This window comes from Rhizobium sp. WYCCWR 11128, assembly GCF_013416305.1.
Lineage (GTDB): Bacteria > Pseudomonadota > Alphaproteobacteria > Rhizobiales > Rhizobiaceae > Rhizobium > Rhizobium indicum.
Genome location: NZ_JACCEZ010000009.1, coordinates 217600 through 242655, shown reverse-complemented (window position 1 = coordinate 242655; position 25056 = coordinate 217600). Strand labels below are relative to the sequence as shown.

General features: G+C 61.1%; 24 protein-coding genes. 17 read left to right on the top strand and 7 right to left on the bottom strand.

Annotated features, from left to right (window positions below; genetic code table 11):
- Position 1 precedes the first annotated feature (1 nt).
- From HX898_RS25265 to oiaX, 7 genes are all read right to left on the bottom strand, one after another.
- The gene (locus HX898_RS25265; RefSeq protein WP_138330804.1) at positions 2-1066 is read right to left on the bottom strand and encodes an ABC transporter permease; all 1065 of its coding nucleotides are present in this window, start codon (positions 1064-1066) and stop codon (positions 2-4) included.
- Entirely contained in the window at positions 1063-2613 is a 1551-nt protein-coding gene (locus HX898_RS25260; protein WP_138390433.1) for a sugar ABC transporter ATP-binding protein, read from the bottom strand. Before HX898_RS25260 ends, HX898_RS25265 begins: the two co-directional genes overlap by 4 nt.
- Positions 2610-3254 (bottom strand): DUF2291 domain-containing protein, encoded by a 645-nt coding sequence (locus tag HX898_RS25255; RefSeq protein ID WP_138330806.1) that lies wholly within the window; start codon positions 3252-3254, stop codon positions 2610-2612. Before HX898_RS25255 ends, HX898_RS25260 begins: the two co-directional genes overlap by 4 nt.
- 73 nt (positions 3255-3327) lie before the next feature.
- On the bottom strand, positions 3328-4269 hold the full coding sequence (locus HX898_RS25250) for a D-ribose ABC transporter substrate-binding protein (protein WP_003550404.1): 942 nt from the start codon (positions 4267-4269) through the stop codon (positions 3328-3330).
- 75 nt (positions 4270-4344) lie between these two features.
- Positions 4345-5172, bottom strand: coding sequence for a phosphogluconate dehydrogenase C-terminal domain-containing protein (locus HX898_RS25245; RefSeq protein ID WP_180196106.1), 828 nt, complete (start codon positions 5170-5172; stop codon positions 4345-4347).
- 121 nt (positions 5173-5293) lie between these two features.
- Positions 5294-6631, bottom strand: coding sequence for a four-carbon acid sugar kinase family protein (locus HX898_RS25240; RefSeq protein WP_180196131.1), 1338 nt, complete (start codon positions 6629-6631; stop codon positions 5294-5296).
- 5 nt (positions 6632-6636) lie between these two features.
- Complete coding sequence (oiaX, locus tag HX898_RS25235) at positions 6637-7893, bottom strand: 3-oxo-isoapionate-4-phosphate decarboxylase OiaX (RefSeq protein ID WP_180196105.1); 1257 nt, start codon at positions 7891-7893, stop codon at positions 6637-6639.
- A 177-nt stretch (positions 7894-8070) separates the two neighbouring features.
- Between oiaX and HX898_RS25230 the strand changes: the two genes are divergently transcribed.
- The 17 genes from HX898_RS25230 (at position 8071) to nac (ending at position 24866) form a co-directional block, all read left to right on the top strand.
- Positions 8071-8775, top strand: a complete 705-nt coding sequence (locus HX898_RS25230) for a transcriptional regulator NanR (protein WP_180196130.1) — start codon at positions 8071-8073, stop codon at positions 8773-8775.
- Between the two features lie 191 nt (positions 8776-8966).
- Positions 8967-9287 carry a hypothetical protein gene (locus HX898_RS25225; protein WP_180196104.1) on the top strand — a complete coding sequence of 107 codons (321 nt, stop codon included), beginning with the start codon at positions 8967-8969 and terminating at the stop codon, positions 9285-9287.
- 190 nt (positions 9288-9477) lie between these two features.
- On the top strand, positions 9478-10236 hold the full coding sequence (locus tag HX898_RS25220; protein WP_180196103.1) for a FadR/GntR family transcriptional regulator: 759 nt from the start codon (positions 9478-9480) through the stop codon (positions 10234-10236).
- Between the two features lie 23 nt (positions 10237-10259).
- Positions 10260-11234, top strand: a complete 975-nt coding sequence (locus HX898_RS25215) for a sialic acid TRAP transporter substrate-binding protein SiaP (RefSeq protein ID WP_094087986.1) — start codon at positions 10260-10262, stop codon at positions 11232-11234.
- Positions 11235-11477: 243 nt separating this feature from the next.
- Positions 11478-12050 carry a TRAP transporter small permease gene (locus tag HX898_RS25210; RefSeq protein WP_003550385.1) on the top strand — a complete coding sequence of 191 codons (573 nt, stop codon included), beginning with the start codon at positions 11478-11480 and terminating at the stop codon, positions 12048-12050.
- A 4-nt stretch (positions 12051-12054) separates the two neighbouring features.
- On the top strand, positions 12055-13461 hold the full coding sequence (locus HX898_RS25205; RefSeq protein ID WP_029874539.1) for a TRAP transporter large permease: 1407 nt from the start codon (positions 12055-12057) through the stop codon (positions 13459-13461).
- 9 nt (positions 13462-13470) lie between these two features.
- Positions 13471-14505, top strand: coding sequence for an L-idonate 5-dehydrogenase (locus HX898_RS25200; RefSeq protein ID WP_180196102.1), 1035 nt, complete (start codon positions 13471-13473; stop codon positions 14503-14505).
- Positions 14506-14734: 229 nt separating this feature from the next.
- Positions 14735-15442 carry a GntR family transcriptional regulator gene (locus HX898_RS25195; protein ID WP_180196101.1) on the top strand — a complete coding sequence of 236 codons (708 nt, stop codon included), beginning with the start codon at positions 14735-14737 and terminating at the stop codon, positions 15440-15442.
- A gap of 48 nt (positions 15443-15490) precedes the next feature.
- Positions 15491-16378, top strand: coding sequence for a dihydrodipicolinate synthase family protein (locus HX898_RS25190; RefSeq protein ID WP_180196100.1), 888 nt, complete (start codon positions 15491-15493; stop codon positions 16376-16378).
- Position 16379: 1 nt separating this feature from the next.
- Positions 16380-17726 (top strand): FAD-binding oxidoreductase, encoded by a 1347-nt coding sequence (locus HX898_RS25185; RefSeq protein ID WP_180196099.1) that lies wholly within the window; start codon positions 16380-16382, stop codon positions 17724-17726.
- Between the two features lie 259 nt (positions 17727-17985).
- Positions 17986-19179 carry an ABC transporter substrate-binding protein gene (locus tag HX898_RS25180; protein WP_113546883.1) on the top strand — a complete coding sequence of 398 codons (1194 nt, stop codon included), beginning with the start codon at positions 17986-17988 and terminating at the stop codon, positions 19177-19179.
- Between the two features lie 21 nt (positions 19180-19200).
- Complete coding sequence (locus tag HX898_RS25175; RefSeq protein ID WP_018444573.1) at positions 19201-20073, top strand: branched-chain amino acid ABC transporter permease; 873 nt, start codon at positions 19201-19203, stop codon at positions 20071-20073.
- Positions 20074-20116: 43 nt separating this feature from the next.
- The gene (locus HX898_RS25170; RefSeq protein ID WP_180196098.1) at positions 20117-21103 is read left to right on the top strand and encodes a branched-chain amino acid ABC transporter permease; all 987 of its coding nucleotides are present in this window, start codon (positions 20117-20119) and stop codon (positions 21101-21103) included.
- Positions 21100-21873: an ABC transporter ATP-binding protein gene (locus HX898_RS25165; RefSeq protein ID WP_003550376.1), complete on the top strand. Its 774-nt coding sequence runs from the start codon at positions 21100-21102 to the stop codon at positions 21871-21873. The genes HX898_RS25170 and HX898_RS25165 overlap by 4 nt, the downstream gene beginning before the upstream one ends.
- Positions 21863-22606 carry an ABC transporter ATP-binding protein gene (locus HX898_RS25160; RefSeq protein WP_180196097.1) on the top strand — a complete coding sequence of 248 codons (744 nt, stop codon included), beginning with the start codon at positions 21863-21865 and terminating at the stop codon, positions 22604-22606. The genes HX898_RS25165 and HX898_RS25160 overlap by 11 nt, the downstream gene beginning before the upstream one ends.
- Positions 22607-22640: 34 nt before the next feature.
- Complete coding sequence (locus HX898_RS25155) at positions 22641-23849, top strand: aspartate transaminase (protein WP_180196096.1); 1209 nt, start codon at positions 22641-22643, stop codon at positions 23847-23849.
- A gap of 78 nt (positions 23850-23927) precedes the next feature.
- On the top strand, positions 23928-24866 hold the full coding sequence (gene nac / locus HX898_RS25150) for a nitrogen assimilation transcriptional regulator NAC (RefSeq protein WP_180196095.1): 939 nt from the start codon (positions 23928-23930) through the stop codon (positions 24864-24866).
- Positions 24867-25056 lie beyond the last annotated feature (190 nt).

The following is a 25056-nucleotide window of genomic DNA, read 5'->3' as shown; positions in this document are numbered from 1 at the left end:
CTCAACCTGCCTTTGCCATCTGCATGAGGGTAACGCGCTGCTGCAGGCGGCGCTGGGCCTGGTCGACGACGACAGCAATGATGATGACGAGGCCCTTGATGACCATCTGCCAGAAGGAGGAAACACCCATCATCACCAATCCGTCGGAGAGGATGCCGATGACGAAGGCGCCGATGATCGTGCCGCCGATCGTGCCGCGTCCGCCCGACATCGAGGTGCCGCCAAGCACGGCTGCGGCAATCGCATTGAGTTCGAAACTTTCACCGGTCGCCGGATGGGCTGCCATCAGTTCGGAGGAGATGATGACGCCGACGATGGCGGCGCAAAGTCCGGAGAACATGTAGACGAAGATCTTCACGACATCGACCCGGATACCGGACATGCGCGCGGCCCGCTCATTGCCGCCGACGGCGAAGATGTGACGGCCGATCGGCGTCGAGCGGGCGACATAGGCGGCCAGCAGCGCAAGCACGATCAGAATCCAGATCGATACCGGCAGACCGAGGATGCGCCCCGCGCCGAAGAAATCGAAGCCGGTCGTGGCATATTCAGGCCGGCCGACAAGGTTCGGAAACGTCTGGCCGTCCGACGACAGCAAAGCGAGGCCGCGGGCGATATAGAGCGTGCCGAGTGTGGCAATGAAGGGCGCGACGTTGAGCTTGGTGATCAGCAGGCCGTTGATCAGACCGATAAGCAAGCCGATCGACAAGGTGATCAGCACGATCTCGAAGAGATTAAAAAAGATCGTGTAGCCGATCGGCAATTCGATGCCGTAAAGGATCAGGCCGCCGGCGACCATGCCGCAAAGCCCGACGATCGATCCGACCGAGAGATCGATGCCGCCGGTGATGATGACGAAGGTCATGCCCATCGCCAGGAAGGCGTTCAGCGCCACATGCTTCGACATCAGGATCATGTTCGCCGTCGAGGTGAAGTTCGGGGCGAAGATCGCAAAGAAGATGATGACCGCGAATAGCGCGATGAACGTCCTGAGCTTCATCAGCGTCAGAAGCGCTGAGCCGTTGGCGCCCTTCGGCGCAAGAGTGGTTGATGTAGCCGCCATCATGACGCGAGTTTCCCTTGATGTCCGTGTCCCTTGGCCGAAGCCGCGATAATGGCTTCTTCCGTGGCCTCGTTGCGGTCGAAGACGGCGATCAGCTGGCCGTTGCTCAAGACCGCGATGCGATCGGAAAGCGCCATGACCTCTTCGAGGTCGGAAGTCGAAAACAGAATGGCGAGCCCGTTTGCCGCCAGCCGCCGCATGGTGCGAAAGACGTCGGCCTTGGCACCGACATCGATGCCACGGCTCGGCTCGTCCATCAGAAGCACCTTCGGATTGGTCATCAACGCCTTACCGATGACGACCTTCTGCTGGTTGCCGCCCGACATCGAGGTCACCTCGAAATCCGGGTTCGGCGCCTTGATCGAAAGATCGCGGATTGCATCGCGAATGGCACTCTTCTCCGCACCCCTGTCGATATGGAAGAGCCGGGTGAAGCGGCCAAGACTCGCCAGCGTCAGGTTGGAGGCGATCGAGAGCACCTGGACCAGACCTTCCCGCTGCCGATCTTCCGGAATGAGCGCAAGGCCACGGCGGATGCGCCGCGTGGTGTCGCGGGCGCGAACATGCTTGCCGTCGATGAAGATCTTGCCGGTCGAGTGTGTGTGCCGCCCGATCACGCATTCGAAGAATTCGCTGCGCCCGGCCCCCATCAGGCCGTAGATGCCGAGGATTTCACCTGCCCTGACCGACAGCGAGACATCGTTGACAGAAAGCCCACCCGTCGGCCGCGGCAGACTGATGTTTTCGGCGCGAAAGACCTCGGCTCCGACGGCGTGGTCCACGGATTTTGCAAAATCCTTGGCATCCGAGCCGATCATGGAGCGCACGATCCAGCGCGTGTCGATGTCGCGGACCATCGCCTCGCCGGTGACCTGGCCGTCACGCAGCACCGTGATGTAATCGCCGATCCGCATCAGCTCTTCGAGCCGGTGCGAGATATAGACGATTGCCACACCCTGGGCCTTCAGTTCCGCGATCACCTTGAACAGGATCTCGACTTCGGCTGCCGAAAGCGCCGACGTCGGCTCGTCCATGATCAGGATCCGGGCATTCAACGACATCGCCTTGGCGATCTCGACGAGCTGCTGCTGGCCGATCGGCAAATCCTCGACCATCGTGCCGGCCTCGATGCCGGCATCGAGACGCTTCAAAAACGCATTGGCCTTTTGCACTTGTGCCTTGTGATCGATGCCGAGGATGCCGCGTGTGATCTCACGCGTGGTGAAGATATTCTCAGCGACCGACATGTTGGCGAAGAGATTGAGTTCCTGGAAGATCATGCCGATGCCGTGCGCCTGCGCGTGCGCCGGGCTGTCGAAGGATATGGGCTTGCCGTCCAGAATGATGCGGCCGAGCGTTGGACGTTCGACACCGGCGATGATCTTCATCAGCGTCGACTTGCCTGCACCGTTTTCGCCGACAAGGACGTTCACTGCGCCGCGGCGAAGCTCGAGATTGGCGCGCTTGACGGCGACGATGCCAGAATAGACCTTCGACACCTCGTCGAGGCGCAGGATGATGTCGTCCTTTTGTGCCTCTCCCGTGGTCATGGGCCGACCTTCAGTTCCGAGGGCGTGACGAGCGGCAGCTCGCCGCTTTTCGGCAGCGGAAAAGCGCCGATCGCGGTCACCGTCTTGCCGGCGAGGCCCTCACGCGGGATGGCGGAGAGAAAGGTGGTATTGGCCTTCTCGTTGAAGGCTTTGCCGAACTGCGCCCATTCGATCTGGTTCTTGAATTCGTTGAAATTGACGAACTCCAACGTGTCGCGCAGCGCCGTGCCGCGCAGCGCCGGGCCGATCTGGACCTTGGCGTCGGCCTTGCCGTCGCCATCGGCGTCGACATCGAGCGTTGCCGCGCGCGAGCCTGTATCGGCCGCGACAACCTTGCCGGTGATCTTCACCGCATAGGTCCATGGCGAGCTGCTCTGCTTGCGGGGATTACCGTATTTCTCGCCTGCGGCGTCGGGGCTGGAGGCGGCCAATTGCATGACGTCCTTGAGGTCGCCGGCGCGCTTTTCGAAATAAGGCACCGCCTCGGACTGCCAGATTGCCTCGACCTTGGCATTCGGATCGAAGGCGGTCTTGGCCGCTGCCGCCGCCTTTTCCTCAGCCGTCGGCGTCTTGATGATCTTGCAACCGGGCAAGGCGGCCGCCACGACGGCAGCGAGCAGGGCGCCCTTCACTCTCAACATGCTTTAAACCTCGACGTCTTGCAAAATGCATTACGGAGGGCGCAGCGCTGCGCCCTCCGCAATTCGCGGCTGATCAGTTCGTCAGGGCGAAGGTTTCGAGCTTGCCGGCATTGTCGGCATTGATGAGAACGCAATCCATCAACTGCTTCTCTTCCTTTGGCGTCGTCTTGTTCTTGATGTAGGCATCTGCCTGTTCCACTGCCAACTGGGCCTGCGCATAGGCGGGCTGCAGGACCGTTGCCTTGATGCCGCCCGACTTGATGGAGTCGCGCACGTCGTTGGAGCCATCGAAGCCGACGACAATCACGTCCTTGCGGCCGGCGGCCTGCAGCGCAGCGATCGCGCCCATGGCCATGGTGTCATTGCCTGAAATGACGCCCTTGATGTCGGGATTTGCCTGGAGGATGGTTTCCATCTTCGAATAGGCTTCCGTCTGGCTCCAGTTGGCCGACTGCTTGGCAACGGACTTCAGATCCGGATAGTCGTCGATGACGTCATGATAGCCTTGCGAGCGGATGCCGGCATTGGTGTCGGACTCCTTGCCCACCAGTTCGACGTAATTGCCCTTCTCGCCCATCAGCTTGACGAATTCCTGCGCCCCGAGCTGGGCGCCCTGATAGTTGTTCGAGACGATCTGGGCGACGGCAACGCCGGTCGCGTTGATTTCGCGGTCGATCAGGAAGGAAGGGATGCCTGCATCCTTCGCCTTCTTGACGGCGGCGACGGAGGCATCGGCTCCGGCATTGTCGAGGATGATCGCCTTGGCGCCGCGCCCGATCGCCGTGTCGATCATTTCGGACTGCTTGTTGGCGTCGTCGTCATGCGTCATGAGCAACGTCTCGTAGCCGAGCTCTTTCGCCTTGGCTTCGGCGCCGACGGCTTCGGCCTTGAAGAAGGGGTTGTCGTGCGCCGGCGTGATGATGGCGATGAGATCGGCCGAAAAGGCCGGAAGAGCCGTTCCAAGCGCCAGTGCGCCAGCAAAAGCTGCAAGTGTCAGTCTGCGCGTCAGTTTCATATTTTCCTCCCTGTTGTGACTAAAGCCCCTTCTCCCTGGGGCGGTTGAGGGGAGGGTTTGCCTCCCCAAGCCGGTTCAGGTGATGCGCCGGATGCTTTCGGCGATCTCCTGCGGTTCGAATACCTTTTTCCAGTCGTCGCGCATCAGCGCCGGGATGCCGAACTCGATCGCCTTGTTGCAGGCATCCGAAAACACGCCGTCGACTTCCTTAAAGATGACCGCGCCGAGCACGTTCATATGGCCGAGCAGGAAGTCGCGGGCGGCCTGTTCCGGCACGCCGCGTGCCACGCATTCATCCATGGCCTGCCGCATGACGACGAGCAGCGATGCGCAGACGGTTTCCGACAAACCCGGTTCAAGCATGGCAAGCTGATCGACCGTGACCCGGTGCGAGCGCATGACCGGGGCCCAGATCAGCTTGGCGATCTCCTCACCGAGCGCGTAGGCGCTTTCCGGACCCTGCATGAGCGCCGAGACGATATGCTGCTTGGCGAAGAGGCCGCCGAAGTGGTCCTTCTTCGCCTGCATGTCCGTCTCGTCGTTGAAGATCGGCGGATGGCAGGGATGGGTGACGAAATAGGTGAGATCGTCACGCTTCGGCAGGTGGCCGGCAAAGGGAGCCGCAGCGTCCAGCGCGATCACCATGGTGCCTGATGCGAGCTTGTCAACGATGCCTGCCGCGACTTTGCCGATCGCCGTGTCCGGCACGGCCAGGATCACCACGTCGGCGCCGTCGAGCCCGACATCGACTGGTACGCAATCGACACCGAGATCATTCTTCAAACGGACCTTGCCTGCGTCGCTCACCTCGACATGGCGCACTTGGAAACGCGAGCCTTTGAGATTTTTGGCGAGCCGGTATCCCATTTTCCCGCCTGCGCCGAAGAGGGCAATCTTAGTCATGTTTTCCTCACCTTTTCCGTTTCTGGATAGGATCATATACTGGTATGATGAGTCAATCACCATATCACTTAATTCATATGATCCACACGTTTTTCTGCGCCAAGCCGGATCGGGGAAACCATCAGTGTTTCCTTCCATCGCGGATCTGCGTGAAATAGCCGTCCGTCCCGACCTGACCGCCTTTGAGCGCGATCTGCAGGCCGTTGGTCGGCTGATAGTCGCCATGCGCAAGGCAAAGCGGAGAACCCGGCGTCTGGGGCAGCGGAAGAAGCGTCGTCAGCGCGTCGATCTTCAACTGTCTCAGTGCGTGACTGGATGTGTCGCCGCCGGCGACGACCGCACGTGAAAGTCCTTCGCTCTCGATCAGGCGGCGCAAGATCGTGCCGAGCGCGCTCCCGAGCCGGTGACGAGCACCCGGTAGCCTGTCGATGTCGGCGCCGCGGTCTGCGGACGGGCCAAGCGCGGTATAGAGGATGACGCTCTTGCCTTGCCTGAGCTTCTGGATGCCGGCCCCGACCGCCGAATCCACCGCGCCTTCGCCGTGCTCCGAAACCAGTGCCAGCGGATCGAGCGCGATGCTTTCGAAGCCGTTCTCGACAGCCGTCCGGATCTGGCGCTCGGTCGTCGGCGATACGCTGCCCGACACGACGGCGAGGCGATCGACCGGGCCGACATCAGGAAACTCGGCACCGCTCGCGCCGATGAAACCGCTCCGCCGCCATGCGCTGAGCAGGGCATATTCGACGCCCGACGAGCCGGCGACAAAACTTCCGGAACGGCCGGTGACGCGAAGCAGTTGTCGGCCCGCGGCCTCCTGCGTCGCGTCGGAATCGACATCGATGAGCAGGATCCCTTCCGAACCCGACGCCAGTTCGTCGATCCGCGTATCTGCGTCCGTCGCGGTGATGGCGATAAGATCGGCGAGCAGGACGGGGAGGCGGGTCTGCTTCGACAGGTGCACCGCAAGGTCCGCCTCGTCCATCGGGGTGACCGGATGGCGGCTCATGACGGGATGGCGGTCGATGCGAAAGATCCGGCCCTGGTAAGCGGCAAAGAGATTGCCGAATGCCGTGTAGCGCTTCAATTGCGGCGCGCCGACGATGACGGGAACGACGGATTGCCCGAACACCGATCGGCCGATTTCGATCGCTTTGCCGATATTGCCGATTTCGGGGCTGGAATCGAAGGTCGAGCAGACCTTGTAGTGGCAGATGTCAGCGCCAAGCGAATTCAGCCACTCGAAAGCGCGCGCAAGGTGTTCTTGCATCCATGCAGGGGTCTCGCTGCGGCTTGTTCCGGCAATGCCGATTGCGCGGCAATCGTTAAAGCGCGCAAGCAGTTCCGGCGTGGGAACGTCGAGGAAGAGCACGGTCGAAACACCGTTCGAGGCCAGCGCCTCCATGACATCGGTGGAACCGGTGAAGTCATCCCCGTAATAGCTGACGAGAGGTCCATCCATCGTGGTCATGCGCCCTTGCCGTCGCTGAATTTTGCAATCGAAGCGGCGAGCTCCGGATGATCTTTTGCGTAGGTCTCCAACGGGATGTCTGCGACCGCGGCCTGCCAGGCCTGCTGCACGGCCCGAACGCCGGCCGCCGGGCCGCCGGGATGGCTGACGATGCCGCCGCCGCAGAGATAGAGAAGATCGACGGTCCGGCCGGTCCGCTGATAGGTCTCGGGGGCCTGTCCTCCCCACTGGCCCGAACCGGCAACCGGAAGCGGGCAATCGGAGGCATCAAACAGCGGCGTGCTGACGGCCTTGAAGGACGAGACGAAGCTGTCGTCCGGTTCCCAATACTTGACCCTGATACCGTTGATCTGAAACTGATCGACCCCGAGCAGCCGCCAGAATTGCTGGTAGACCTTGAAGTCCATGCCGGCGCCCGGATCGCGCGTCAGCACATCCCAACCGTTTCGATGCGCGTGCAGCACCAGATTGGAGCGCTTGCGCAGAAAGCTCATGCCGCCGAAGCCGATCGAGTTGATATTGACGACGGCGCAGTTGCCGCCGGCCGCAGCCACGATGTCGTGGTTGCGCATCATCTCGTCGGGGTCGGCATGTGAGATGCCGAAGGCATACATGACCTTCTTGCCGGTCTTCTGCTCGTGATCGAGAATGCGCGGCATGATCGCCGCAACGCGGTCCTTGAGCGGCGAATAGGCCGGGCTCATCAGTTTTTCGTCATCCTTGATGAAGTCGACGCCGGATGAGATCAGCTCGCCGACGAGTTCAGCCGTTTCGTGCGGTCTGAGGCCAAGCGCCGGCTTGACGATCGTTCCGATGATGGGCCGGCCTTCGACGCCGGTGAGGCGGCGGCTTCCAGGGATGCCGAACTGCGGTCCGGGATGCGCGCTTTTGAAGGCGTCGGGCAGCGTCATGTCGACGATGCGGATGCCGGTCATGCCCTTGATGGAATAGACGCCACCGATCGCAATGGTCATCAATGCCGCAAGGTCTGTCCCGATCGCGTCCAGTGGAAAGGCGATGTCGACATCGGCGCGATGAAGCAGCGTGCCGGGAGCGACCTCGGGCCAGGTCGGATGACTGGCGCCTTCGAGCGGACGGATCGCCAACACGCGGGCGGCGACACGCGATTTCAGCTCTTCGGTCTCGCCGGGGACGGGCACGAAGGTTCCGGTCGACTGGTCGCTCGCGACCTTTTCCGCCATCGCCTCGACGCTGCCGGGTGTTTCAATACGATAGGTCAGGGTGATCATCATGAAACTGGCGGTTGCTCCTCTCGCCACGCAGATTGCCATGGCGTCAACTCGTGATCTGGTATAATGAGTATTCCAACTGATGAAAAGTAGAATCTTCGGATCCGCAAATTTTCGCCGACAGCTTTGTTCTCGACACGGAAACTGTTAGGAGAAAACATTTTGAGCCAGCGAGATGTGATGACCCAGCCCCTCGAACAAATCGTCCGCCGGAAACTCTCTGACGAAGTGTTTGATCGACTTGAACGAATGATTACCTCCGGCGAGCTTCAGCCCGGCGACGAAATGCCCTCCGAGCGGGTGCTGATGGAACGCTTCGGCGTCGGCCGGCCGGCGATCAGGGAGGCCATGCAATCCCTTGCCAACAAAGGTCTGGTCAGCATTTCGCATGGCGAGCGGGCGAAGGTCCTCCGGCTGACGGCAAAATCGATATTCCGCCAGGTCGATCTCACCGCCAAGATCATGCTGTCGCAATCGTCGGACTCGCTGGAATATTTGAAGAGCGCGCGCATCTTCTTCGAGCGGGGCATGGCGCGCGAGGCCGCGCAGCGCGCCTCCGCAAATGACATCGCCGACCTCAGGAACGTTATCGAACGCCAGCGAATGTCGCTTGGGCGGGCCGAAGAGTTCATCGACGCGGACATGGAGTTTCACACCCGCATCGCGCAGATATCAGGCAACCCGATCTACATCGCCGTCAGCGAAGCCATGCTTGCCTGGCTGAAGGAATATCATACCGAGATGCTGATCTGGACCGGCAAGGAAAAATTCACGCTCGCCGAACACGACGAAATCGTCGACCGCCTGGCCGCAAACGACGTCGATGGCTCGGAAACGGCACTCCTCAAGCATCTCGAGCGCTCGCGTGCGCTTTACGCGAAGTAACCTTCACGATCTCGGTCGCCACTGGCCGGCACGCCTGGCCATCACTCACTTCCTGACTCTGCCTCACCCTTGATCCTTGGTCGCGACCGGGCTCCAGAGCCTATGGGATGTTTGTAAGCAGAAAATGCGGAACAATGAGGTGTCGGCGAGGTTCTGCCTGATCACGCAAAGATCCCAAGGAGGACATCAGGATGCGTATGAAACTCATAGCAGCTTCGCTTCTCGCCATCGGCATGGCCACGTCTGCTTTCGCCCAGTCCAATCCGGCACCAGCCGGCGCCACGATCGATAAAAACCAGGCCGATCAGGGTAGCGGTGCAAGCGGCGATATGAAGGCCAAAAAGCCGATGGCGACCGATACCACCACGACCGGCTCCACGACTACCGGCACAATGAAAGCCGACAGGCCCAAATGCCCCAATCCGGTCAACAACTCCGACAATCTTCAGACGCAGGGCGGCACAAGCAACGCTACGCCGATGGATGAGGCCTGCGCCGCGCATAACAACTGATTATTCCCTTCGCGAAGAACCCCGCCTCAGCGGGTTTTTTTGCATGCCTGCTCGGCCTATGCTGCGAACTCTCGTTTTGAGTTTATGCGGCGGATTGACGCACAACTCCTCCGGTGATATCTATGCCTGAATTGGTCAGGCCAGTTGACCAGCTGCGCGCTTGAGGAGAAGCTCGCCTAGGGAGGCCACGATGTTTTCGCCTGTTGAATCACGCCGCCTATATCGGCAGGTCGCGGATCAGATTCGGTTGATGATCGCGAGCGGCGAGCTTGCCGTCGGCCAGCGGCTGCCGGCCGAGCGCGACCTTGCGGAGCAACTTTCGGTCTCCCGCCCGACCGTCCGCGAGGCGCTGATCGTCCTGGAGGTCGAAGGCCTCGTCAACATCCGCATGGGATCCGGCATCTATGTGGTGCGCCAGCATGCTGCGACCGTCACTGGGGCCGAGCGAGAGCCGGTGGAGGGGCCGTTCGAACTGCTGCAGGCGCGCGCGCTCATCGAATGCGCCATCGCCGAAGAAGCGGCCGGTCGCGCCAAACCGGAAGATATCGCTCTGCTGGATGAAGCTCTGACGCGCATGGGTGGCGTGGTCAACGATGCAATCGCAGTGCTCGATGCCGATCGCGCCTTCCATACCGGCATTGCCGCCATCATTGGGAATGCGACATTGATCCGCGTCACGGGCGAGATGTTCGACATGCGCATGACCCCTTATTTCGCAAGGCTCGCCAGCCACTTCGAGGGGCCAACGACATGGCGCAGCGCCCTGGACGAGCATCGCGCTATTCGCGACGCGATCGCCGCCGGCGATGCCGCTGGCGCCAAGGCGGCCATGCGCGCCCATCTCACAATGTCGCAGAAGAGGTTTTCCGAGAGCTTCGGGGAGGAGTTTTCGGGGGAAGAGGAGCGCGGACGCAACAAGCGGCCGTCGAAAGACACGACCAAGACTTAACCCAAGCTCGGGAGGAGAGAGCAATGAAAAGCAGACTGGCAACGATACTTTGCACCGCGGCCGCGATCATGGCGAGCAGCGCGATCGCGCAGGCCCAGACAGTGCTGAAATGGGCGCATGTCTATGAAACGTCAGAGCCCTTTCACACGGATTCCGTATGGGCTGCGGAAGAGATCAACAAACGCACCGACGGGCGCTACAAGATCGAGGTCTATCCGGCATCGCAGCTCGGCAAGGAAGCCGACATCAACCAGGGCCTCAAGCTCGGGACGGTCGACATCATCATCTCGGGATCGAGCTTTGCGGCGCGCGACTACAAGCCGATCGGCGTGACTTACTTCCCCTATATCTTCCGCGGTCCCGATCACCTGATCGCCTATACCAAGAGCGATGTCTTCAAGCGCCTTGCCAAAGGCTATGAAGACAAGACCGGCAACCACATCGCCGCCGTCAGCTATTACGGCACGCGCCACACGACATCAAACAAGCCGATTGCCAAATGCGCCGATATGCAGGGCTTGAAGATCCGCGTGCCTGACGTTCCGGCCTATCTCGCCATGCCGCGCGCCTGCGGTGCCAACACGACGCCGATCGCCTTTGCCGAAGTCTATCTCGCTTTGCAGAACGGCACGGTCGAGGCACAGGAAAACCCGCTGACGACGATCGAGGCGAAGAAGTTCTACGAAGTCCAGAAGAACATCATCCTCACCGGCCACATCGTCGATCACCTCAACACGGTGGTCTCGAAGACGCGGTGGGCGAGCCTTTCCGACGAGGACAAGAAGATCTTCGGCGAGGTCATGCAGGAGGCCGCCGAGCGCACGAGCAAGACGATCGCCGGCAAGGAAAACAGCCTCATTGCGACCTTCAAGGAAAAGGGTCTTAACGTCGCCGAGGTCGACAAGGCCGATTTCGAAAAGACCGTGATGGAAAACGTCAAGTTCGAGGATTTCGGCTACGAGAAAGCCGATTGGGAAGCAATCCGCGCGATCCAGTAAAGCCTGGCAACTACGGTTGCCCCTCACCCTAACCCTCTCCCCGCTCGCGGGGAGAGGGGACATGCCCCGCGAGACGTGCGTCGGACGGAGAGGTCGCGGCATATCCCCTTCGCCCCGTTTACGGGGAGAAGGTGGCGGCAGCCGGATGAGGGGCAGGCGCCGCCGAGCGCAAGACGATGTCGACACGAAGGGCACGCGCCCCACACGCCGCGCCCTTCTTCCCCAACTGGAACTAGGCCGATCATGTCGCAAGAAATCCATACGCAAATCACGGCCGAAGAAATCGGTCACGAGTTCGAAGGCCACGCGCCGACCGCAAACGTCTCGGATTATGCCATCGAAGACTGGATCACGCTGATCGTCTTCTGGCTGATGGCGGGTTGCGTCTTCCTGCAGTTCTTCACGCGCTATGTGCTGAACGACAGCTACGCATGGACCGAGGAGATTGCGATCAACTGCCTGATCGGTGTCGTCTTTCTCGGTTCCGTCATGTGCGTGCGCACCTCGCGGCATATCCAGGTGGATGTGTTCTATCACTATATGCCTGCAGGTCTGGCGCGCGTACTCGCCACTTTCGTCGATATCGTCCGCATCGGCTTTTTCGCCTATGGCTGCCACCTGATGTGGCGCTATGTCGACATCGTGGCGGACGAGCAGATGGTCACCATCGACCTGCCGCGCAACATCGTCTTCTACAGCGTTCTCGTCGCCTTCGTGCTGATGCTGATCCGCGCGGTCATCGTCTTCATCGCCAACATGCGCCGCGGCTACTCCGTTCTGGAGCGCCCCGAAGAATTCCAGACCGTCGAGGGTTGATCCGATGCTGCTGCTTCTTGGTTCGTTCCTGGTGTTGATGCTGATCGGGGTGCCCGTCGCCATTTCGATGGCTGTCGCATCCGTGCTTTACATCGTCCTTTACGGCGTCGCCCCCGACATCATCGTCGCCCAGCGCATGATCGCCGGCGTCGAAAGCTTCCCGCTGCTCGCCGTGCCGTTCTTTATCCTCGCGGGCAACCTGATGAACTCAGCTGGTGTCACCGGCCGCATCTATTCCTTTGCCGTCGCTCTCGTCGGCTGGATGAAGGGCGGTCTCGCGCAAGTCAACATCATCGGTTCGGTCATCTTCTCCGGCATGTCGGGCACTGCGCTCGCCGATGCAGCGGGTATCGGCACGATCGAGATCAAGGCAATGAAGGATCACGGTTATCCGGTCGAGGCCGCGGTCGGCGTGACGGCGGCTTCGGCAACGCTCGGCCCGATCTTCCCGCCATCGCTGCCGTTCGTGATCTACGGCATGATGGCGAACGTCTCGATCGGCGCTCTTTTCATGGCGGGGATCCTGCCCGGCATCGTCATGACGCTGCTGATGATGATCACTGTCGCCGCCTTTGCTTATAAGAAGCGCTGGGGCTCGGACGCGCCGTTCGATGTCAGGCAGTTGCTGTCGGCGGGGATGGAAATCGTCGTCGTCCTGGCGGTGCCACTGGCCATCTACTTGATGATGCGTGCCGGTGTATCGATGAATGCCGCAGCCGGCATCGCCCTTGCCCTGCTTCTTGCCCTCGACTGGTATTTCCGCTTCTCCGCCGTCATGGCGCTGATGACGCCCGTCATTCTGATCGGCGGCATGACGATGGGCTGGTTCACGCCGACGGAGGCGGCTGTCGCAGCCGTCCTCTGGTCTCTGTTCCTCGGCCTGGTGCGCTACCGCACGATGACGCCGTCGACGCTCGCCAAGGCAAGTTTCGATACGATCGAGACGACGGCATCGGTTCTCTTCATCGTCACCGCGGCATCGGTCTTCGCCTGGCTGCTGACGGTGAGCCAGGCGGCCCAGCTGCTGTCCGATGCGATCCTGTCGATCACCGACAATAAATGGGTTTTCCTGATCCTCGTGAACCTGCTGATGCTCTTCGTCGGCTGCTTCCTGGATACGATCGCGGCTATCACCATCCTCGTGCCGATCCTTCTGCCGATCGTCCTGAAATTCGGGATCGATCCGGTCCAGTTCGGTCTCATCATGACGCTGAACCTGATGATCGGCCTGTTGCACCCGCCGCTCGGCATGGTGCTTTTCGTGCTGTCGCGGGTCGCGAAACTCTCTGTCGAACGCACGACCATGGCGATCCTGCCCTGGCTGGTGCCGCTCTTCCTGGCGCTGATCCTGATCACCTTTGTGCCCGCTATATCGCTCTGGCTGCCGCAGCAGCTTGGACTGCTGAGATAGGAGCGGAAGATGCGGACACGTGTGGCACGGCTTTACCAAAAGGGTGATCTCAGGATCGAGACCGCCGCGGTTGCGACCCCTGGTCCCGGCGAGGTGCTTCTCAAAATGGCGGCCGCAGGGATTTGCGGCTCCGACCTGCATTATTATCAGGATGGCGGCTTCGGCCCGGTCCGGGTTCGCGAGCCGATCATACCCGGCCACGAGGCCTCGGGGACCGTCAGCCAAACAGGCGAGGGCGTCGATCTGAATGCCGGGACGCTGGTGGCGGTCAATCCCAGCCAGCCCTGCGGGCATTGCGAATATTGCCAGAAAAACATGCCGATCCACTGCCTGGAAATGCGCTTCATGGGCAGTGCGATGCGCCTGCCGCATGAGCAGGGCATGTTCCGGGAATGGCTGGTGGTGCCGGCCAAGCAGTGCTTTGCGGTCGGAGTTGCGACAACTGCCGCAGAAGCGGCCTGCAGCGAGCCGCTCTCCGTCTGCCTGCACGCGGCATCGCGCGCGGGACATATCACAGGCAAACGCGTGCTGGTCACCGGAGCCGGCCCGATCGGCGCCCTGGTGGTTGCCGTCGCCTCCTATCATGGCGCAAGCGAGATCGTGGTGACCGATCTCGCGGATGCGGCGCTGGACCGGGCCAAAGCGATGGGCGCCAGCCGCACGATCAATGTTTCGAAGGATGTCGCTGCGCTTGCGGAATATGAGGCGGGAAAGGGCTATTTCGATCTCGTCTTCGAATGCTCGGCCGCCGCCCCGGCAATCCGCGGCGCGATTGCCGCCATCAGGCCGCGCGGAACGATCGTGCAGGTCGGCGTCACAGGAGACGTCCCGATCCCTCTCAACGCCATCGTCGGCAAGGAGCTTCAACTCCACGGAACGCAGCGCTTCCACGAGGAGTTCGGTACTGCCGTCGAGCTGATCTCCAGCCGCAAGATCGATGTGCGGCCGATCATCAGCCACAGCCTGCCGCTCGAAGAAGCCACCGCAGCCTTCACGCTCGCCGGCGACCGCTCCGCGGCCTGCAAGGTGCAACTGACCTTTTAGAGCGCGTCGCCGACCTCATAGCTGTTGCCGGATGGGTCGATGAGCAATCGAGGTCTCCGGTTTGCCGGTCGCCTTGCCGACGCAGCATTCGCTGCGGGTGAAGGCAGTAACTTTTCCTGACCCGAACCTGTTTTCTCGCTGACTGGGCGAGCGGATTCGATTCCGGATTCTCAAGAAATTCTTGACGTCTATCTTATGTCTACATAATGTCTTCCAAAAGGATTATGAGATGGACGATGACATTCTCTCCGAAATCGGCAACCCCGACCGCAAGGCCAACCTGGGTCTTGCGCTCCGCAGACGCATCCTGACGATGGAGCTGTCGCCGGGTGCGGTGTTGGACGAAGTGGCGCTGAGCGAGGAGTTCGGGCTATCCCGCCCGCCGGTTCGCGAGCTGATGCGGCAGATGGCTGGCGAAGGTTATATCGAGCTGGAAGCCAACCGTGCTGCGCGCGTCAGTTCCCTGAGCCACCAGTCGCTGCATGACTTCTTCCTCCTTGCACCGATGATCTACATCACCGCCAGCAAGCTGGCGGCCGAGAATGGAACGCGCGGGCAGCTCGACGTGCTTAAGCAGATGCAGCAATCATTTCGAAAGGCCGTCGACAATTGCGACGTCGTGGGGCGCATCTTCTACAACGACCAGTTCCACCGACAGATCGGCGAGATGGCGCACAACGTCTATCTGGTTCCGAGCCTGCGGCGACTGCAGATCGACCATGCGCGCATCGGCAAGGTCTTCTACAAGCACCCGAACACGCCTCGCATGCAGGAAGAGCTCGAGCTCGCCACACAACAGCATGACGAGATGATCGACGCGATCGGGAAACGCAATCCCGACGCAGCCGGAGAACTGGCGCGGCTTCACCTCGAGCTTTCACGACGAAACATGGCCATGTACGCGGCCCCAGAGGGTCTGGAGACGCCGACCCTCTAGGACCATTTGGCTTGACCCTTCGACGGCCTAACGCGGGACACAAAACGAATGTCTGATTTCCAATTTGCAGGATTGAACCTTGCCATCACCACGCCGTTCGACGATGCCGGACGCATCGACTACGCAAGGCTCGAATACAATGTTGAGCGCTATCTCTCAGCAGGCGTCAGGAGCTTTCTGTTCAGCTCCGGCACCGGCATGCACGTCTACCTTTCCAAGGAGGAATCCGAGGAGCTGATCCGGCGCGGAGCGCGGATCGTCAACGGACGGGCAAAGGTGATTGCGCAGACCTCCGCTCTCCTCGTGGAAGACGTCGTCGAGCGTACCATCCGCGCGCGAGACGCGGGCGCCGAAGGCGTCATGGTTCTTCCGCCCTTCTTCGAAGGACCGACCGACGACCAGGGCATCGTCGATTTCTACAGTGAGGTTGCGAAGGCCGGCCTGCCGGTGATCGGCTACAACGTTCCCCAGGCGGTCGGCGTCGCTGTTACGCCCGAACTTCTCGACAAGCTGAGCGAAATCCCCGGCATCTGTGCCGTCAAGGACAGCAGCGGCGATCTTGGAAAGCAGGCAGCACTTATCCGCACCGGCCGTTTCGTCATGAACGGCGCCGACCCTCTCGTTCCCTATGCGCTCTATGCCGGATGCGACGGCCTGATCTGGGGTGGGGCAAACTTCGCTCCGAAAACCTGCGTTGCCCTCGTCGAGGCCGCCGCTGAGTACAAGTGGGACGAGGTTCGCGCGCTCTGGAAAATCTTGGAGCCGTCGATGGGGCTGATCTGGGAAGGCGATTACGTGCAGTCCGTCTATGCGGCGGCAGATCTGGTGGGCTACGGCGCCGGCGTTCCGCGAAAACCGCTGCGCGGGCTTGCCCCAGAAAAGCTTCCGGCCATTCGCCGCTCCCTCGAAACGCTCATGGAGCGGGAAGCGATCTGACGTGACCCAGGCCGCAAGGAACCTCTTCGTTGCATCCAGGCTTCCGAAACGCGCAGGCGTTTCGGGCTGGGTGGCCATGCTTGCGCCACGCACGACACGGCCGATGCTGACCGGACGTGTCATTGCCGACGTCGCGATCATCGGCGGTGGTTTCGCCGGCCTTTCCGCGGCCCGGCGCATCTCACGCCTGGACCCGACCGCGCGGGTCGCGGTCCTTGAAGCGGGCGTCGTCGGCGAGGGGCCTACGGGCGCGAATTCGGGCTTCATCATCGACCTGCCGCACGAGGTCTCGTCCGACGATTTCAGCGGAGAGTCGGAGGCCAGGTTCAGGCAATCCGTGCTCATTCAGCGCTCGGCCATCGGTCTGGCGACCGAGATGGCGACCGAAAACGGCTGGGGCAAGGAGGTGTTCGATCCCTGTGGCCGATACAGCGTCGCCATCAGCGCGGAAGGCGACAAGCACCTCGATGACTATGCGCAGCAGCTGACGAACATGGGCGAAGACCATCGGCTTCTGAAGACCAGCGAGATCGGGGCGGTAACGGGATCGCCGGTTTACACCTCCGGTCTGTTCATGCCCGGCACTGTCATCGTGCAGCCCGCCGCCTACATTCGCGCGGTCGCCGACTGCCTGAAGGAGCCTGTCACCCTTTACGAGCGGACGCCGGCGCTCTCGTTCGAGCGCTCCGGTACGGGTTGGCTGGTCAGGACGCCGCAGGGTTCCGTGCAGGCGGCGAAGATCATCATGGCAAACAATGGACATGTGGAGAGCTTCGGCTTCTTCCCGGGACGCCTGCTCCACGTCTTCACCTACGCCTCCCTCACCGAGGCGTTCGACCCCTCGCGCCTCAGCGGAGAGCGGAAGTGGGCCGCCACTCCCGCCCTGCCGATGGGAACGACCGTCCGCCGCATCAGCACCGGCGCCGGCGACCGAATCCTGGTGCGCTCGCGCTACAGCTATAATCCAAGCCTCGCAGTCAGCGACGCTGCGATCCAGCGGGCCGGCCGCCTCCACGACGGCAAGTTCTCCAAACGCTTTCCCACCCTTGGCGGCGTCGGGATGCAGTATCGCTGGGCCGGTGCGATGGCGCTCACGCGCAATCATGTTCCGGCATTCGGCGAGATCGAGCGTGGCGTATTCGCGGCATGCGGCTGCAACGGTCTTGGAGCGTCGAACTCGACGGCATCAGGGATCGCGGCCGCGGAACTGGTGCTCGGACATGATTCCGAACTCGGCCGCGTCTACGCGCGCCTAGCTGCCCCGACGGCATTGCCGCCGCAGCCTTTCACGACGATCGGAGCAAAGATCCACCTCGCCTATCGCGAGTGGAGTGCAGGATCCGAGTGACGAGTGACGACATCACCATTATATCACCCGACGGCTCATCCGGCCGGACGGCGAGCCGTTCCGGCAATGCCGAATCGATCGGTTCGCTATAAATAAACGCTATAGCGGCAGAGTGGAGTTGTGTTGGCCAGCGACGCTTCCCTGAACCTACTGTGACGGTGTCAGCGCTGGGCTGACGCGATAAGAACCGCGGAAAGCGGTCAGGAGTACGCTGGGCCATATGCCCAAGCGTTTGCACCCGAGAACATGGAGTGGGAACATGAAACTTACCGTAAGCCGCAGAGCGCTTTTCATTTCTACAGCAGTCCTTTCGCTGGCAGTGACCGTCTCCGGCCTGCCGGCTATCGCGTTGGCAGCGGACGGGACGATCAAGCTCGGACTTGTTGCGCCGATGAGCGGCCCGAATGCGCGCTACGGCGCATTTTCGATGCACGGAGCCGAACTCGCCGTCAAAGACATCAATGATGCCGGCGGCATCGACGGGATGAAAATCGAACTCCTCAACGCCGACAGCCAGGGCACGCCGGTCGAAGGCGTCTCGGCCGCCCGTCGTCTGATTGACCAGGATGGCGTCGACTTCATCATCGGCGATGTTTCCAGCTCGGTGACGCTCGCCATCCAGCCCGTCGCGGAAGATGCCGAAGTGCTTCTCTTGAATGCGGCGTCATCCAATCCGAAGATCACCTATCAGGCCGGTGTCGGTGGCTTCAAGTGGACCTATCGCAACTATCCGACAGATGAGAACCGGGCGCTGATCGTCGCTAAATATGCCGCAGAGCAGCGCGGTTTTACCAAGTTTGCAGTGCTCTCCGTCGACAGCGACTATGGCCGCTCGGCGATCACCTTCACGAAGAAGTACCTGCCTGACTTCAAGGGAGAGATCCTCAGCGAAGACTACTACAAGGAAGGCGAAGTCGACTTCCGCAGCGTTCTCGCCAAGATCCGCGACAATGGCGCCCAGGCGATCATCATGTACGGCCTCGCCGATACGACGCCAATCATCGCCCGCCAGATGATCGAACTCGGAATAGCCGGCAAGGTCACGCTGATCGGCAATGGCGAGTTCAACACGGAAAAGACCATCAAATCAGCCCCGTCGGCGCTCGAAGGCGCCGTCGAAGCCGCCGCATGGCTGCCGCAGTTTGACTCGCCCGAAAGCAAGGCTTTCGTCGAGAAGTTCACGGCCACCTACAACGAAGCCCCGAATAACCACGCCTATGTTCACTGGGATACCGTCAATCTCCTCGCCGCGGCGATCAAGCAGGCCGGCAGCGCTGATAAGGTGAAGGTTCGCGACGCACTCTCGAAGATCAAATATAAGAGCCCGGTTGGCGAGGTTACCTTCGACGACCACAACCAGGCCCGCCTGCCGATGATCCTGCTGCAGATCGAGAACGGCAAGCCGAGCATCAAGGGTGCATATACGGCGGACATTCAATATCCTGCCAACTAATCTGCCGGGAGGAGTACGCCCATGCTCTCGACCATAGTTGAGCAATCTGTGAATGGAATCGTTACTGGTTCCGTTTACGCCATCGTCGCCGTCGGCATGACCATGATTTTTGGGGTGCTGAGAGCCATCAATTTTGCTCACGGCGAGTACTACATGCTCGGCACGTTCGGGGCGTGGTTTTCGATCGACTATCTCGGCTTGTCCTATGAAGCGTCGATTGTCGTGGGAGTTCTTGCGACAATCGCCGTCGCCTATGTGGTCGGGCAACTCGTCATGCGCCGGATGGTCGGCGCGCCCGCGGAGTCGGGCGTGCTCGCCACCCTCGGCATCGCGCTGATCCTGCAGAACACCATCATTCTCGTCTTCGGCGGAGGCTACAAATTCTTCGCCGGAGGTTATATCGAACCGGTTTCCATCCTGGGCTTCAGTCTGGCCCAGCAGCGCATTCTCATTCTCGTCGTCTGCCTGTTGGTGTTCATCGGCCTTGAGCTGATGGTCAGCTACACCCGCCTCGGAATGGCGATGCGCGCCGTTTCCCAGAACGTCGAATGCTGCAGCGTCGTCGGCATCGATGTACCGCAGGTGGTGCTTCGAACCTTCATGCTGGGGGCGGCCCTCGCGGCACTTTCAGGTGTTCTGACGGCGCCGGTCAATGTCAGTGTTTATGGCGGCATGGGCGAACTGATCACGTTCAAGACGCTGCCGATCATTATCATGGGCGGTTTGGGGAATGTGCGCGGCACTTTCGTCGCGGCGATGATCCTTGGCGTGGCCGAGAGCCTGGTCGCGACGTATGTCGGCCTGCAATTCCGCGACACTGTCGGCTTCGCTACGCTGATCCTGATGCTGATGTGGCGACCGCATGGGCTCTTTTCGACGCAGGCGCGCTTCTAGCAGCTGCGCCCGCCGACCTTTCTCGAACGACCGAGGACTCGACATGTCTCTGACGGAAACCGCTCAACAGGCACGCAGACGCGACCTTCGCATACCGCTCGCCGCAGTCCTGGTCGTCCTAGCACTCGCCGCGCCGTTCATCGGCAGTCGCTACATCACCCATTCCCTGATCATCGCCCTGATTTTCATGCTTCCGGCACATGGGCTCAATCTGCTTGTAGGGTATACCGGTCTTCTGTCATTGGCCCAGGCCGCGTTTTTCGGCATCGGCGCCTATACGGCAGGACTTCTCGCCGTCACCTACGGAACGCCCTTCTACGTCAATCTCATCGCTGCAGGCGCCGTCTCAGGAGCCCTTGCTCTTCCGCTCGGCATTCCCGCCTTGCGTCTGCGCTCGACGTCCTTCGTGATGTGTACGCTCGGTTTCGTGATCATCGGTCAGGCCATCGCCAAGAACTGGATCTCGCTGACGCGCGGCGACATGGGTCTATCGAGCATTCCAAAACCCTATTTCGAACTGGGCCCGCTTTCTTTCACGGTGTCCGGCACGACGAACTTCTACTATCTTGCCCTGATCATCGGGACCCTCGCCACCCTCGCTGTCTGGGCAATCGTCCGCTCGCCCGCCGGGCGCAACATGGTGGCGATCCGTGAGAACGAAACGCTTGCCGAATCTCTCGGCGTTCCCACCTGGCACTACAAGCTGATCGTCTTTATGATCAGCGCCGTGTTTGCCGGGGTTGGCGGCTGCCTCTACGCCTATTACCTGACAGTCGTCAGCCCGCTGACCTTCCAGATGTACTATTCGACCACGATGCTGATCATCGTGCTCGGAGGCGGGGCCGGGATGATTTCCGGCACTGTCTTCGGAAGCCTGCTCTTCGTCGGGCTGACGGAGGCGCTGCGCATTACCCCCGAACTGCGCATGATCGCCTATGGCGTCTGCCTTCTCGTCCTCGTCTTCTGGTTCAAGAAGGGCTGCGCGCCGCTGATCAATCGCTTCTGGAATGCGATCGGAGGCGCGAAATGACCAGTCATCTTCCGCTTCTCGAAATCAGGAATCTCAGCAAGTCCTACGGCGCGGTCAAGGCCGTCAACGATGTCAGTATTCACATCGACCGAGGTGAGATCGCAGGCCTGATCGGGCCGAACGGTTCCGGCAAATCGACCTTCTTCGATTGCAGCACAGGCCTTGCGAAGCCGGACGCCGGCACGGTCGTCCTTGACGGACAGGACATCACCGGCTGGTCCCTGAACCGCATCGCCAGGGAAGGCCGTATGCTGCGATCTTTCCAGAAGACCGTCACCTTCAAGTCGCTCGATGTCGAGGAGAACCTGGTCATCGCCGGTCAAATGTTCACCTTCCCGTCCATTGCATCGACCTTCGGCCTCGGAAAGATGTCCCGCCAGCGCATCGATGGTCTCAGGGAGAGAGCCCGCGACCTGATCAAGATGGCGGGTCTCTGGGATGTGCGCCACCAGCCGGCGGGCAATCTGTCGGGCGGACAGCAGAAGCTTATCCAGTTCGCGTCCATGCTGATGCCCGAACCAAAGCTCATCCTGCTGGATGAGCCGATGGCCGGCATCAATCCGAAGATCATCGAACGCGTCGTCGACACCATCCTCTATGCCAACAAGTCGCTCGGCGTGAGCTTCCTGGTGATCGAGCATAATATCGATGTCGTTACGAGCATCTGCCAGCGCGTCATCGTGCTCGACCAGGGAGCCAAGCTCGTCGAAGGCTTGCCGGGCGACATCATTCAGGATCAGCGCGTCAGGGAGGCCTATCTTGGAGGGTAACTCGCAACTTTTGATCCGCGACCTGCGCGCAGGTTACGGCAATCTGGATATTCTGAACGGCATCGATTTAGACGTGCCCGCCGGACAGTTCGTGGCGCTCATGGGGCCGAACGGAGCGGGCAAGTCCACTCTTCTCAAGACCCTCTACGGCATGACCACGATCAAGCAGGGAAATATCGACTGGCGCGGCAAGAATATTGCCGGCAGCAAGTCGCGGGCCATTCTGGGCGAAGGGATTTCCTTCGTGCCTCAGGGGCGCTGCAATTTCCCCGTCATGAGCGTCGACGAAAATCTTCAGATGGCGGCCTATACCCTCCGCGACGCCAAGGTGAAGGCCGACCGCGATTACGTCTACGACCTCTTTCCGATCCTCAAGAAACGCCGTGCGACGCTTGCCGGCAATATGTCCGGCGGCGAGCAGCAACTGCTCGAAGTGGCGATGGCGGTGCTGCAGCGGCCGAAGGTGCTTTTGGTCGACGAGCCGTCGGTCGGCCTGTCGCCGGCCGCGATCGGTATCGTGTTCGACGAGCTTCTTCGACTTCACGCGGACGGCATGACGATCCTGCTCGTCGAGCAGAACACCAAGAAGGCCATGGAAGTGGCGGAGCGCGCGGTCATCCTGAGACTTGGCAAGGTCATCTGGGACGGCTTGCCGAAAGACATCACCCATGACGAGCTCGGCGAACTGTTCCTGACCGGGAAAATGCGCGGCGAAACCGAAGCCGTTCACTGAGCCAATCCGTCTCTCCAGAAACGAGGAAATCCCAATGAGCACTTTCGTGCCTGCATCGCGTGTGTCCAGAATCAAAGTTTCGCCGAGCACGGCTGCGGCAGCCCGTGCTCGCGAACTGAAGGCGGCGGGTCGCGACATCGTCGATCTGACCGTCGGCGAGCCGGACTTCGACACGCCAGATAACATCAAGGCCGCGGCGCACGCAGCCATCGACAGGGGCGAAACGAAATATACCGCCGTCAACGGCACGCCGGCGCTGCGCAAGGCAATCATCGGCGATTTCCAGCGCCGGCTCGGCCTCAGCTACGCGGACAACGAAATCTGCGTGGGCGGCGGCGCCAAGCAGATTCTGTTCCTGGCGCTGATGGCGAGCGTGGAAAACGATGCAGAGGTGATCATTCCCGCACCATACTGGGTTTCCTATCCCGATATGGTCATTGCCAACGAAGGCAAGCCGGTCATCATCGAATGCCCGCAGGAAGCAGGCTTCAAGCTCACGCCGGAGGCTTTGGAAAAGGCGATCACGCCGAGGACCTTGTGGCTGATCCTCAACGCGCCGTCCAATCCGACGGGCGCGGCATATGACAGGAGCGAACTCGAAGCCCTCGGCAAGGTGCTGCTGCGCCATCCCCACGTCTTCGTGCTCTCCGACGATATCTACGACCAGATCTGGTTCAAGGACGAGCCGATGACGACGCTGGTTGCTGCCGTCCCGGAACTGAAGGAGCGTGTTCTGCTCACCAACGGCGTCTCAAAGTCCTACGCCATGACCGGATGGCGTATCGGCTACGCGGCGGGTCCGGCCGCCCTGATTGCGGCCATCAACAAGCTGCAATCGCAGATGTCGTCCTGCCCGTCGTCGGTCAGTCAGGCCGCAGCCGCCTATGCGCTGTCTTCTGACCAGTCATTCGTTTCGGAAAGCGTGAAGGTCTACAAGGAGCGCCGCGATTATGCGTGCTCACGGCTCAATGCCGTGCCCGGCCTCTCCTGTCTCGTACCTGACGGCGCTTTCTATCTGTTTCCGAACTGCGCCGGTGTCATCGGCCGGAAGACCCCCGAAGGCAAGACAATCGAGACAGACCTCGATTTCGTGCTCTATCTGCTGGATGGCGTCGGGGTCGCGGCGCTGCAGGGTGCCGCCTACGGGATATCGCCGCATTTCCGCCTCTCGATCGCGACGTCGATGGAGGTGATCACGCAAGCATGCGATCGCATCGAACGGGCCGTTGCCGACCTGTATTGACTGCAAAGAGGCCGGTGGGACTTGCGCCCCACGGGCCGCAGGCTTTACGTTTTTTCGTGAAACAAGAAGCCGGTGGCCATGAGCGTCGATTTCCGAAAACTGAAGAGCTTCGTCAAGATCGTCGATACGGGCAGCGTATCGCGAGCGGCAAGCCTTCTGCGGACGGCCCAGCCGGCGCTGTCGCAGCAGATTGCCGCTCTCGAGGCGCATTTCAAACACAAGCTCCTCATCCGCAGCAATGTCGGCATTACGCCGACCGAGGCGGGGCTGATCCTCTATCGGCACGCGCAATTGATGTTGAAGCAGATCGAGCAGGCGCAGGTCGACATCGATCAGTCCGCCAAGTCGGTGGCCGGCCGCGTCTCGATCGGGCTTGCGACCTATTCCTCGTCAAGCGCCTTGTCGCTGCCGATCCTCAAGGAGATGAAGGCGAGGCATCCCCACATCGTCGTCCACATCAATGACAGTTTCGGGCAGATCCTGAGCGAACTGATCATGACGGGCAAGATGGATATGGCGCTGATCTATGCCGCTGCCCCGATCAAGGGCGTCACCCTGCAGCCATTGTTTCGCGAGGAAATGTTCCTGGTCTCGCCGCCGGGCATCGAACTCCCCGGGGATAGCAGCGCGCCGCTTCCCCTTTCTGCCCTCCAGGACATCCCGCTGCTTCTTCCCAGCAAGGCACATCTGCTCAGGCGGTTGATCGACGATGCCCTGGCGAGAGCCAGAGCCAGCCCTGATGTCGTCTCGGAAATCGAATCCGTTCCGGCTCTCAGCGCGGCGGTTCTCGACGGGCTTGGATCGACCATTCTGCCGGCTTCGGTTGTCACGGAGACAGCGATCTTTTCAGGCGCGCAGGTAAGGGCGCTGACGAAGCCGGTGATCGATGCGACCGTGTCCCTCTGCGTCGCCGATCATCTGCCCCTGTCGGAACCGGCCATCGCTGCACGGTCGGTTCTCCTCGATGTCGTGGGCAAGCTCATGAGCAGTCATCATCCCGGAATCAGGCCGGCTTAGCCGGCGCCGATCCTCGCAACGGCAGTCCGACGGCGTATCTCCGCTCCGCCATAAGCAAACCCTATAGCGGCAGACTGTAGTTGTGTTAGCCAACGCGGCGGGCATTCCCATAACCTCCAAGCAGACACCGGGTCCGGGCATCGGATCCGCATTGCGGCGCCTGCCGCGCCGAACAGTCGCTTCGAGGACA

Coding starts and splice junctions, on each gene's coding strand:
- HX898_RS25180 (WP_113546883.1), top strand. CDS start 17,986: ATGAAACTTACCGTAAGCCGCAGAGCGCTTTTCATTTCTACAGCAGTC.
- HX898_RS25195 (WP_180196101.1), top strand. CDS start 14,735: ATGGACGATGACATTCTCTCCGAAATCGGCAACCCCGACCGCAAGGCC.
- HX898_RS25190 (WP_180196100.1), top strand. CDS start 15,491: ATGTCTGATTTCCAATTTGCAGGATTGAACCTTGCCATCACCACGCCG.
- HX898_RS25215 (WP_094087986.1), top strand. CDS start 10,260: ATGAAAAGCAGACTGGCAACGATACTTTGCACCGCGGCCGCGATCATG.
- HX898_RS25165 (WP_003550376.1), top strand. CDS start 21,100: ATGACCAGTCATCTTCCGCTTCTCGAAATCAGGAATCTCAGCAAGTCC.
- HX898_RS25200 (WP_180196102.1), top strand. CDS start 13,471: ATGCGGACACGTGTGGCACGGCTTTACCAAAAGGGTGATCTCAGGATC.
- HX898_RS25260 (WP_138390433.1), bottom strand. CDS start 2,613: ATGACCACGGGAGAGGCACAAAAGGACGACATCATCCTGCGCCTCGAC.
- HX898_RS25255 (WP_138330806.1), bottom strand. CDS start 3,254: ATGTTGAGAGTGAAGGGCGCCCTGCTCGCTGCCGTCGTGGCGGCCGCC.
- HX898_RS25245 (WP_180196106.1), bottom strand. CDS start 5,172: ATGACTAAGATTGCCCTCTTCGGCGCAGGCGGGAAAATGGGATACCGG.
- HX898_RS25225 (WP_180196104.1), top strand. CDS start 8,967: ATGCGTATGAAACTCATAGCAGCTTCGCTTCTCGCCATCGGCATGGCC.
- HX898_RS25210 (WP_003550385.1), top strand. CDS start 11,478: ATGTCGCAAGAAATCCATACGCAAATCACGGCCGAAGAAATCGGTCAC.
- HX898_RS25205 (WP_029874539.1), top strand. CDS start 12,055: ATGCTGCTGCTTCTTGGTTCGTTCCTGGTGTTGATGCTGATCGGGGTG.
- nac (WP_180196095.1), top strand. CDS start 23,928: ATGAGCGTCGATTTCCGAAAACTGAAGAGCTTCGTCAAGATCGTCGAT.
- HX898_RS25155 (WP_180196096.1), top strand. CDS start 22,641: ATGAGCACTTTCGTGCCTGCATCGCGTGTGTCCAGAATCAAAGTTTCG.
- HX898_RS25230 (WP_180196130.1), top strand. CDS start 8,071: ATGACCCAGCCCCTCGAACAAATCGTCCGCCGGAAACTCTCTGACGAA.
- HX898_RS25250 (WP_003550404.1), bottom strand. CDS start 4,269: ATGAAACTGACGCGCAGACTGACACTTGCAGCTTTTGCTGGCGCACTG.
- HX898_RS25170 (WP_180196098.1), top strand. CDS start 20,117: ATGTCTCTGACGGAAACCGCTCAACAGGCACGCAGACGCGACCTTCGC.
- HX898_RS25240 (WP_180196131.1), bottom strand. CDS start 6,631: ATGGATGGACCTCTCGTCAGCTATTACGGGGATGACTTCACCGGTTCC.
- HX898_RS25265 (WP_138330804.1), bottom strand. CDS start 1,066: ATGATGGCGGCTACATCAACCACTCTTGCGCCGAAGGGCGCCAACGGC.
- HX898_RS25175 (WP_018444573.1), top strand. CDS start 19,201: ATGCTCTCGACCATAGTTGAGCAATCTGTGAATGGAATCGTTACTGGT.
- HX898_RS25220 (WP_180196103.1), top strand. CDS start 9,478: ATGTTTTCGCCTGTTGAATCACGCCGCCTATATCGGCAGGTCGCGGAT.
- oiaX (WP_180196105.1), bottom strand. CDS start 7,893: ATGATGATCACCCTGACCTATCGTATTGAAACACCCGGCAGCGTCGAG.